This window comes from Dactylosporangium siamense, from assembly GCF_016862795.1.
GTDB lineage: Bacteria > Actinomycetota > Actinomycetes > Mycobacteriales > Micromonosporaceae > Dactylosporangium > Dactylosporangium siamense.
In genome coordinates this window covers 1-9,566 of sequence record NZ_BONQ01000222.1, presented here as the reverse complement: position 1 = coordinate 9,566, position 9,566 = coordinate 1, and the positions used below count along the sequence as shown (strand labels likewise).

The 9,566-nt window shown below is 71.0% G+C and carries 15 protein-coding genes; 13 read left to right on the top strand and 2 right to left on the bottom strand.

Annotation, left to right across the window (positions count from 1 at the left end; translation table 11 throughout):
• Positions 1–247, top strand: a 247-nt coding sequence (locus Dsi01nite_RS56445) for a hypothetical protein (protein ID WP_203854805.1), incomplete at its 5' end; no start/stop codon positions are given.
• A gap of 112 nt (positions 248–359) precedes the next feature.
• Entirely contained in the window at positions 360–782 is a 423-nt protein-coding gene (locus Dsi01nite_RS56440) for a hypothetical protein (protein WP_203854804.1), read from the top strand.
• A gap of 201 nt (positions 783–983) precedes the next feature.
• Here the strand turns inward: Dsi01nite_RS56440 and Dsi01nite_RS58675 are convergent, their stop codons facing one another.
• Together Dsi01nite_RS58675 and Dsi01nite_RS59175 are read right to left on the bottom strand one after the other, a co-directional pair.
• A complete protein-coding gene (locus Dsi01nite_RS58675; RefSeq protein ID WP_275423526.1) occupies positions 984–1,115 on the bottom strand; it encodes a hypothetical protein in 132 nt (43 codons plus the stop codon).
• A gap of 16 nt (positions 1,116–1,131) precedes the next feature.
• Positions 1,132–1,320, bottom strand: a complete 189-nt coding sequence (locus Dsi01nite_RS59175) for a twin-arginine translocation signal domain-containing protein (protein WP_373318975.1) — start codon at positions 1,318–1,320, stop codon at positions 1,132–1,134.
• Between Dsi01nite_RS59175 and Dsi01nite_RS56435 the strand changes: the two genes are divergently transcribed.
• The 11 genes from Dsi01nite_RS56435 to Dsi01nite_RS56385 all read left to right on the top strand — a co-directional run bounded on the left by Dsi01nite_RS56435 (position 1,245) and on the right by Dsi01nite_RS56385 (position 9,378).
• Positions 1,245–1,781: a hypothetical protein gene (locus tag Dsi01nite_RS56435; protein WP_203854803.1), complete on the top strand. Its 537-nt coding sequence runs from the start codon at positions 1,245–1,247 to the stop codon at positions 1,779–1,781. The genes Dsi01nite_RS59175 and Dsi01nite_RS56435 overlap by 76 nt on opposite strands.
• 107 nt (positions 1,782–1,888) lie before the next feature.
• Positions 1,889–2,194, top strand: coding sequence for a hypothetical protein (locus Dsi01nite_RS56430; protein ID WP_203854802.1), 306 nt, complete (start codon positions 1,889–1,891; stop codon positions 2,192–2,194).
• A 70-nt stretch (positions 2,195–2,264) separates the two neighbouring features.
• Positions 2,265–2,849, top strand: coding sequence for a hypothetical protein (locus Dsi01nite_RS56425; RefSeq protein WP_203854801.1), 585 nt, complete (start codon positions 2,265–2,267; stop codon positions 2,847–2,849).
• Positions 2,850–2,909: 60 nt separating this feature from the next.
• Positions 2,910–3,116 (top strand): hypothetical protein, encoded by a 207-nt coding sequence (locus Dsi01nite_RS56420; RefSeq protein ID WP_203854800.1) that lies wholly within the window; start codon positions 2,910–2,912, stop codon positions 3,114–3,116.
• A gap of 70 nt (positions 3,117–3,186) precedes the next feature.
• Positions 3,187–4,158 (top strand): hypothetical protein, encoded by a 972-nt coding sequence (locus tag Dsi01nite_RS56415; protein WP_203854799.1) that lies wholly within the window; start codon positions 3,187–3,189, stop codon positions 4,156–4,158.
• A 139-nt stretch (positions 4,159–4,297) separates the two neighbouring features.
• A complete protein-coding gene (locus Dsi01nite_RS56410) occupies positions 4,298–4,669 on the top strand; it encodes a hypothetical protein (protein ID WP_203854798.1) in 372 nt (123 codons plus the stop codon).
• Between the two features lie 59 nt (positions 4,670–4,728).
• Positions 4,729–5,472, top strand: a complete 744-nt coding sequence (locus tag Dsi01nite_RS56405) for a hypothetical protein (protein ID WP_203854797.1) — start codon at positions 4,729–4,731, stop codon at positions 5,470–5,472.
• A 176-nt stretch (positions 5,473–5,648) separates the two neighbouring features.
• The gene (locus tag Dsi01nite_RS56400; protein ID WP_203854796.1) at positions 5,649–6,488 is read left to right on the top strand and encodes a deazapurine DNA modification protein DpdA family protein; all 840 of its coding nucleotides are present in this window, start codon (positions 5,649–5,651) and stop codon (positions 6,486–6,488) included.
• The gene (locus Dsi01nite_RS56395; protein WP_203854795.1) at positions 6,485–7,435 is read left to right on the top strand and encodes a Mom family adenine methylcarbamoylation protein; all 951 of its coding nucleotides are present in this window, start codon (positions 6,485–6,487) and stop codon (positions 7,433–7,435) included. The genes Dsi01nite_RS56400 and Dsi01nite_RS56395 overlap by 4 nt, the downstream gene beginning before the upstream one ends.
• Complete coding sequence (locus Dsi01nite_RS56390) at positions 7,432–8,379, top strand: N-6 DNA methylase (protein WP_203854794.1); 948 nt, start codon at positions 7,432–7,434, stop codon at positions 8,377–8,379. The genes Dsi01nite_RS56395 and Dsi01nite_RS56390 overlap by 4 nt, the downstream gene beginning before the upstream one ends.
• A 309-nt stretch (positions 8,380–8,688) precedes the next feature.
• The gene (locus Dsi01nite_RS56385; protein WP_203854793.1) at positions 8,689–9,378 is read left to right on the top strand and encodes a hypothetical protein; all 690 of its coding nucleotides are present in this window, start codon (positions 8,689–8,691) and stop codon (positions 9,376–9,378) included.
• Positions 9,379–9,566 lie beyond the last annotated feature (188 nt).

The following is a 9,566-nucleotide window of genomic DNA, read 5'->3' as shown; positions in this document are numbered from 1 at the left end:
ACCACCCACCACGACCGGCCGCCTCTACGCAATCAAGCTCAACGCGGGCCGCGACGGCAACGGCGCCCCCCTCCGCGGCTGGATCGTGTTCAGCGAGGTAGGGGTCCTCCTCGGGTTCGTCGACGAGGGACTTGAAGGGGACGGCGCCCTCCGTGCGTTCGGCGACATCGTCAACCTGCACACCGTCCCCACCACGCCCGGTTTCCTGCGCGCCTGCAAGCGCGAGCCCTATACCCCCACCGCGTGAAGCCAAGGTGCGCCCGGCATCACGCCGGGCGCATCGTAAGGTCTGATTAGAACATCGTGCGACGGCAAGCGCGCGATGGCCAGGAACCCAGCACCCACAACGAAGGGCTGTCATGGACGGCACAGCACCTCCCGAGGCTGGCACATGGTTCTTCGTCGGCCGGGTCGAACTCGACACCGCGACGAAGCCCGGCACTCAGATGTCCCTCGCCCACCAGGTCGGCAAGCACCTTGCCGAACTGTTCAACTTCCGACCCGAGACGATCGTCGGCCGCCGGACGGACCTCGGGCCCGACGGCGTACCCGAGCGCGTCGAAGTCGAATACCACGTCAGCGGTCACCGCGTGACCGTGACCAGCGTCCCGAACCGGATCGACCCGGGCATGCGCGACTACACCCTCGCAGTCGGTGGCGAGCCGGTGCCGTACCTCGCGACGTTGTGGCGCCCCGCCGCTGAACTCATCGCCGAAGCGGCCTTCACATCGATTCGCGCCGCGATGCATCGCCCGCGGCACCACCGCCCCGCTCCCCACTGACATGCGCCACGCGGCCGACGGCCAACCCGTGCCGTCGGCCGCACGAACCCCACGCATGACTTCGACCAAGAGGACGCATGGACACCGATACGACCCCGATCCGCTTGCGTTGGCAATACTGCCTCGGCGACCAGGACATCACCACGTGGTTCACCGCCGACTCGACGCGGACGAGGTCCGCGCCTGGGACTACGACTTCTGCTACTCGTCGTCCGGCGCGAGGCCGACAACCGCTGGCGCATCCACAGCAGCGACAGCATCCTCCCCGACAACGTCGACGCCCAGACGTTCGGCGCTCCGGCCGAGGCCCTCGACTACCTCGCCCAGCAGCACGGCCTCACCTACGTCATCACTGACGACGAGCCGTGAGCCCCGCAGTGCGGACGGCCGGGCATCGAGCCCGCCCGTCCGCGCTCCGCCCGGCACTGACCGCACCCGCCCCCTTCAGAAAGGACCTGCGCGATGACCAGCACCATGGAGCCCACCGGCACCGAGCCGGCCGCCATCGACCCCGTGTTCCGGCGGCTGGAGACCGCATCCGTGCCGATCACGCCGACCGGCTCCGCCGAGTACGGCTTCACCATCTACGCCCGCGAACTCGCGCAACAGCTATGCCACACGCTGCACGGCAGCAGCTGGCTCGCGGCCACTCGGTCACCGTTCATGCCGCACCCGCGGGTCGACCGCATCGCGGACGTGACGGTCGTCATCGACCGACGCCACCTCGTGACGGTCCGGCACCTCTCGCCGGCGGGACACGACATGCGCGATACCTGGACTGTCTTCCTGAACTGCCGGCCGATTCCGCACCGCACGTTCCGTGGCGAAGTCCCACATCAGGTCGACCCGATCGTCCGTAGCGTCTGGCGTCACCAAGTCAGTGTCCGCATCGACCCCTGCGACACGCTCGGGTGCACGGCACCGGCGACCGTCGCCAGCTACCGCCATGTGTCGCTGTGCCCTGCCTGCGCCAACCGATTCCGCGAGACCGGGCGTTAGCCCAGCATCGAAAGGCCGCCACCGTCGCACATCAACCCTCCACAGTGGAGGAAACCGGCATCACCTTCCAACCATTGCCGGCAACAACGAAACGGAGCACTGCTGCCATGTCGTTCATCGAGACGATTCCCGGACACGTCCGCGACGCCGTCCTCGCCAGCTTCGAGGCCGACGGCGCCGAGCAGCGCGAATACGCTGGCGACGATCGCGAATTCGCGGTCTGGCTCTACGTCATCGACCGCAGCTGCCGCCGCCGGATCGGTGTCTCCATCTTCGATCTCGCCGACTTCTGCTGGCGCGACCACTTCGACGACGGCGCCACCCCGAAGAAGGCCCTCAGCGCCCGCCCTCGCTGCGGAACTGTGAGCTCGGAACACCATCATGCGTATTCGTATGGTATGATTAGAATATAAGTGGATGGGGGTCGGGAGACGGCAAACTCTCCGGCCCCGCAGCCCGAGGAACCCAGCCCGAAGGAAGCACATGACCAGCATCGAACGCGTCACCGTCCTGCACGGCCACACCGACCAGGACAGCGCCTACCTCGTCGGTGACTACCCGTACGGCCGCATCCTGCGCTGCCAAATCCGCTATTGGATCGAGACCGCGCCGAAAGGCGCCAAGCGCGGCATGCAGCGCTTCGTCTCCCAGACCACCGACCCGAGGAAGCCCGGCACCGTCTGGAACAAGCCCCACCCGGACACCTACGACCGGCTCACCATCATGTACCTCAACAGCGACGACCACGTGAAGCACACCGGCGTCAGCGAGTACGGCGTCACTCCCGAGGGCGACGCGTGGCTCCGGCTGCGCGGCATCCTCGACCAGCTCACCGACGAGCAGCGACGCCTCTACGACGCACTGCTCGCCGTCTCCCGCCGCTCCGCCGCCACCTGGGAGGCGTTCGAGGCGACCGTCGCGGCCATCACCGCCCACATCGCCGACACCGGCGCGGAGCCGGAGGTCACCGACGGGACCTGGATCGACGCCAGTGGCCGCCGCCGCTACCTCGGCGAGCACCAGGTCCCGATGTACCTCGCACTCGCGGACCAGCGCCTCAACGGCTGAGCCGGGCCGCCCCGGCCGGCCGCCGGTGGGCGGCCGGCCGGAGCCAGGACAGAAGGACCAATGCCCGCCGACGCCGACCACCTGGAGGCGGTCGCCGCATTCCTCGACGCCACCGGCCGCGCCGCCGACCTACCCGCCGCCCGCCGCTTCGCCGAAGACCTGCGCAGCACCGCGCCAGATCGGTACACGGCCATCGCCGAGCGCGTGGCCGCCGACGCCGCCGAGAACCTTGCCGCAGGCGCACGCCTACAACAACCCGCTTCGTAAGGTCTGATTAGACATCTCGCTCGAGACGGCAAACCCGAACGAGCAGGAACCCAGCCCGGAAGGCAAAAGCATGACCACCAATCGACGTCTCGACCCGCACGCCCTGCGCAACCTGCAGCCCGAGCTGTACCGGTTCGTCAGCGCGTTCGACAACGAGCCGGAACGCGACTGCGACGCCTACCTCGAGGCCCCCGACCGGCACCCCCTCGCTGGCGACATCGCCGCGCAGCTGGGCAACGCGCCGACCATCGCGACCCAGTGGCGGCAGCGGATCGCCGCCGAGGCCATGCCCGACGGGCACTGGAACACTACGGAGAGCGGCGGCCGCTGCGACCACTGCGGCGCACACCTGCGCTACGTCGCGGTCCTGGAGTACCGGCCCAGCGCGCAGCTCGTCCCGGTCGGTGAAACGTGCCTGGAACACCGCTTCGACGCTTACGCCGGCTACCTAGAGGCGATGCGCGCCGACGCCGACCGGCGGCGGCAACGCCTCGCGCTGCGGGCGCAGCGGCTCGCCTGGCTCGACGCCAACCCCCGCCACGCGCAGGCCGTCGAGTACCTGCTGGCCCGCACCAACGACACCACGCAGCCCGTATCCCGCTTCGCCGACAGCGTCACCGCGCACTGGCAGCGCCCCGGCACCGTGATGCTCAGCCCGCGCCAGGTCGACGCCGCGCTCAGCATGCGCGACCGCGAGACCGCCCGAACGGCAGGCCCTGCCGCCGCAGCGCCCGAAGGCTGCCAGCAGGTCTCCGGCGTGATCACGCGGACGACCGAACGCGATGGGTACCGAGGCCGCCCGACGGTCGTGTTGTTCGTCCGCGACGACCGCGGGTTCACCGTCTGGGTCACCCGGCCGGCCGCCGTACTCCGCACGCTCGGCATCGACCGCGCAACCTACCCCGGCGCCCGGATCACGTTCACCGCCGAACTGTCCCGCTCGACCACCGATCCCGCATTCGCGTTCGCGCGTCGCCCCACCAACGTCAGTGCCGGCCCCGCCCCGCGGCCCGAGCAGGTACGACAGCCCACCGCGGCCTGACCCACGCCCAACCGTCGTGCCGGGGCCGCTCGCGCCTACCGCGGCCCCGCCACATCCCGGACACAGCACGAGACCACACCACCGCTGCGCAGTCCCAAGCAGCGCAGCATGCCGCGCACACGACCTCCCGGGAGCCACCATGCCCATCCCCGAACCAGCCGACCTCATCGACATGCGCGCCCTCCTCAACGCGCTCATCGCCGCCGGCCTCGACGCCGCACTGTTCGACACCGGCGGCAACGTGATGACCATCGGCGTCGCGCCGGTCACCCGCGACGCGGACGACAGAGACCGGTACACGCTGCTGCTGGGGGGCTCGTCCTGGCACCTCGACGGCGGCATCTACGCCGCACCAGGCGACTTCTACATCAGCCCCGACGACGAACACCTCATCCCCGACCTCACGGTCAACACGACCACAGACGTCCATCGCATCGCCGCCGCAACCGCAGCAATCCACCGCCAGCGCACCGCCGGAGCCGTCACGGTCGCCGACATCGGGGACCTGTGAGTCAGGCCCGCCGCCACAGCCCACACAACCCGCCGCACCGTCTCCCGAAGGAGCCACCCATGCCTGAACACAACGAGCCGTTCCGCGAAGGCCCAGACCCCCGGGCGGTCACCGTCCCCGGAGCGTTCCGCCTCCGGTACACCATGGAGCACAACTTCGCCGACGGCTTCACCCGCTGCACCGTGAGCAGCACCGCCGTTCAAGGCGTGTTCGTGCTCGTTCCACATCTCGGCGAAAGCATGTCCAGCTGGAACGGGCCCACACCGTTCCAACTCGACACCGGCCGGTTGGCCATCCTCTGCGGCGACGGACCACCCCACGAAAACCTCCTGTGGCCCCCGCACGACGCGCAGGAGTACCGGCCGCACCGGCCCGTCGTCAACGGAACTCGCATCACCGGCGCCTACACACTCGACATCGCCGACGCGCGGCACGGCACCGACAGGCCGATCACCGCCACCGCGCTCAGCCAGCGCATTCGCGCAAGTGACGGGACCTCCGCGAGCCGGACAAACGCGAACCACGCGACCTGTGTCATGGCTGCACTCACGCGGTTCTGGGCTGACCAGCCCGCACCAGACCTCGACCGGCTCCGGCGCGCCGCCGCCCTCCGCCGCGCGATGGGATGGCTGACCCACCTCGACGACACCCTCGCCGACCTGCGACGCGCCGAGAGCAACCTCTCCGACGCCGTACACACAGTCACCAACGAGCACCGCACCTGCCTGCCCCTCGTCCGGCTCCTACTGGACCTGCAGCACCACGACAACCAGAACCCGGCCACCGCCGCCACCGGCGGCTGACCCGCACCACCCCGTGGTGGGCGCCCGGACGGCAAACCGGCGCCCACCACGCAGGAACCCAAATCCCGCAACGAAAGGAACCAGCCGTGCCGACCCGCACGGCGGCCCCCGGCCGCCCCGACCAACCAGTCGCCCCCCAACACCGCCCGATGTCGCGGCCCGCCGACGGCGAAGTCATGACCCACCCCGCAGCCGCCACGGGTGCGACCTCCACGCCGCTGTTCTACCTCGGCACCCACCAGCCGCACTGGCTCGAAACGGCCCGGGTCCCGCTGTTCGTGTCCCATCGCCGCCTCGCCGGACGACGCACACTGCCCCAGGCCGCCGCACCGTGGGCCCTGGACTCCGGCGGGTTCACCGAACTGTCCGCGTTCGGCGGCTGGCAAACCACCGCCCGGCAGTACGCCGACGCGGTCCGCCGCTACCGCGACGAGATCGGCCTGCTGGAATGGGCCGCGCCGCGGGACTGGATGTGCGAACCGGACATGCTCGCCCGGACCGGCCTGAGCGTCGCGGAGCACCAAGCGCGCACCATCGCCGACTTCCTCGACCTGCGCAGCCTCGCCCCCGACCTACCGTTCATCCCCGTACTACAGGGCTGGTGCCACGGCGAGCACCTCGACCACGCCGACCAGTACGCCGCCGCCTGCGTCGACCTGGCCGAATACCCGCTCGTCGGGGTCGGTTCGGTCTGCCGCCGGCAGAACACCATCCGCGCGTCGCTGCTCTTCGCCGAGCTCGCGCAGGCCACCGGGCTGCGCCTGCACGGCTTCGGGGTCAAGACCACCGGCCTGACCGACTACGGCCAGCACCTCGCGTCCGCGGACTCCCTCGCCTGGAGCTTCGCCGGCCGCCGCGAACCCGGCTGCACCCCGAGCCACGCCAGCGAAGCCAACTGCCTCGGCTACGCCCTCGACTGGCGCGACGCCCTGCTCGCCCGCCTCAACCGCACCAGCCCACCCGCCACCACAGCGACGGCGGCAGCAGCGGCGAACCCAACGGCGGCCGCCGCATGAACACCCACACCGCTACGCAGCTGACCCTCCCGCTCGACCTCCCCACCGCGGACACCGGATGGTGCCAGCGCTGGCGGCTGCGTCAGCCCGGCTGGCAGCACCGTCACCTCGGCGGGTTCGACCCCGACCGGTACACCGTCGCGCTGATCGCCGCCCGGCCCGCACGACTGTTCGTCCTGCAGCACCACTACAGCGCCAGCTGGCCCAAGGCGCAGCTGTGCTACGGGCTGCTCGCCCGCACGCCGGACCTCGACGACTACCCCGACCCGCACCCCACCGCCCGCACCCCCGCGGGCCTGCTCGTCGGCGTGGCCGCGCTGTCCATCCCGATGCACCCGGCCGTGCTAACGAAGCCGTTCCCCGGCCTCGTCCCCAACCGGGAGTCCCTCGACCTCGGCCGGTTCGTCCTGCTCGACCCCGTTCCCGGCAACGCCGAAACCTGGTTCCTCGCCCGCGTGTTCCGCCTCGCCGCCAGCGCCGGGATCGGCGGCGCCGTCGCGTTCAGCGACCCGATGCCCCGCTGCCGCTTCGGCGAGCTCCTCATGGGGGGCCATCACGGCATCGCCTACCAGGGTGGCAACGGCCGGCACGTCGGCACCAGCCGTGGCGGGCCGCTCGTGCTGTTCCCCGACGCCACCAGCATGCCGGCCCGCACCCTCACCAAGATCCGGACCGGCGCCCAGGGCTGGCGCGGCGCCGCCGAACGCCTCATCCTGCGAGGCGCATCGCCCTACACCAGCACGCAGCCCCTCGCGCAATGGCTGCCGCCGGCGCTGACCGCCGCCGGCGCAACCGTCGTGCAGCACCCGGGCACGTTCAAATACGCGTGGCAGATCCGCACCGGCCGCGACGCCCGCATCGCGCTGCCCGCCCTCCCGTACCCGAAACCGCCGACCAGCATCGACGAATTGGTACGGACCGTCCTCGCGGCGGGCGGTCACCGATGACGCCCACCAACGGCAGGCGCCCCGAGGTGGACCAGCCGCAGCTCGCCCTATTCGAACTCGCCACCCATCCCGTCCCCGCGGCACCACGCCGCCGACGCCCCTCATCCGCGCCCGCGGACCCGACCGAGCACACCCGGCGCGTCGCCGCCGCCGTCGACGCGGCCTGGCGTCGCGAACACGGCAGCGGCACCGAGCTGCACATCCCCACCAGCGTCGTCGCCGCGCTGGCACTCATCGCTCAAGCTGACCCCGACGGTCCCGACCTCGCCGACCAGGTCACCGCCCTCGACCCCAACGCCCTCGGCCGGCTCCTGCACCACATCTGGAGATCGTTCATGCTCACCCGCGGTGATCTCGCCGTCCGGGTCGCCCCGCTCGTCGCCTGGCTGCACCAGGGGCCGTCCGACACGCAGCTGACCGGCGCGCACGCCGTCGCCCGCGCCGCCCTGGACGCCGGCCAGCTGCACCTCACCGGTCACCCGGACCGCCGCCACGCCACCGACCTGTTCGGCGAACTGCTCCAGCTCATGCGCGGACCGAAGGTCGCAGCCAGCCGCGGCGCCTACTACACGCCGCCCGGCGCCGCCGACGCCCTCACCCACATCGTTGGCGTCGCCGACGCAGCCCCGGGCGCGTCGATCGCCGACCCGGCCGCCGGCACCGGCATCCTGTTGCTGTCCGCCGCGCGGCGCCTGCGCGAGCACGGCAAGGACCCAGCCGACTTCCGCTGGTACGGCAACGACATCGACGAGCTCGCCGCCGCCTGCCTCGCCGTCAACGACCACCTCTGGGGACTCGGCACCAGCGTGTTCATCGCCGCGACCGACGGCCTCAACCCCGACTGGCATCGGCAGGCAGTCGCCGACCGGGCCACCGGCAGCGACATCGCCCGCGCGGCCCGTGCAGTCGAAGCCGTGAACGCCTTGACCCGGCGCGCTGCCTGACCATCCGACCACGCCGGCCCGGACCACATCGGCCCGGGCCGACGCCGACCGAACGGCACCGACATGGCCGTCACCACCGAGCCCACCACCAACGCCGCCTCAACAGCCGGTAGTATCGGAAGTCCTTTCGTTCGTCTGGTGACGTCTCGTACGCCACCTTCGGATGTTGGGTTCCTAACGGACGGCCGGGTCTTTGCCGGGCCGGAGCCGCAAGGCGCCGGTCGCCGCATCGCGGCGCCCGGTCGTCCGCCAACCCAGCCGCCCCGACGGCCACCCACCCGGGCGCGACCGGCCCGCGGAGGCGCACCGATGGAAATTCGCATCATCGACGGACGCCGCGCGACCGACCGCGCCGGCGCCGCCGAACTCGGCGGCGTCTCCATCAAAACGATCAACCGCAACGCCTCACCACAACACCGCGCCGAAACCGGCTTCCCCGCCCCGCTGCCCGCCCAAGGCCGCCGCGACTGGTACCCGATCGACGGCGATGACGGCCTCGACGCCCACTTCCGCCGCCAACAGCAGCGCCGCGCCGAAACGAACGCCCAAGCCACCCAGGCACCCAACGGCGCCCCCGCCTGGCTCTACGAGGGCGAACCCGACGACGAACTGCCCGCATCGGAGTTCTACCGCGCCGCCGGCATCAACCAAGCCACCTTCGCCGGATACGTCCGCAGGTCAAAACGCGCCTGGGCCGAAGGCCGCGACGGATACCTCCCCAGACCCGTTCACGACGAGCCCGGACCGGTCAGCACCACCACCATCTACTACTTCGCCCGCTGGGCAATGATCGACTGGCTCAACAACCGCCTCGGCAAGGGCGCCGGAGCCGGCCGTAAAGGTCACGGCCGACCGGGCATCAACGACGCCGTGGCTGTACTTACGGCCAACCCCAGCACCACCCCCGACGAACTCGCCACCGCCCTCGATATCGAGCCCGACGGCGCTCGCTACCTGCTGCGCAAAGCCCGCGAACAGCTCGCCGCAGCCGCACAGTAACGGCCCAAAACACAAGCCAGAACCACAAAAGCTGATGACCTATGTCCGCCGTGGTGCAGACCGCTGCTCCCGCGGGCACCGGGCACGAGGACCGCTCGCAGAGCTCGCTCAAAAGCCGTCCTCGCACCCTTCCGGGTCCGCCGTTGGCTCCTGGGCTCAAGGCCGACACGCGACGAGCGGCGGCCTGT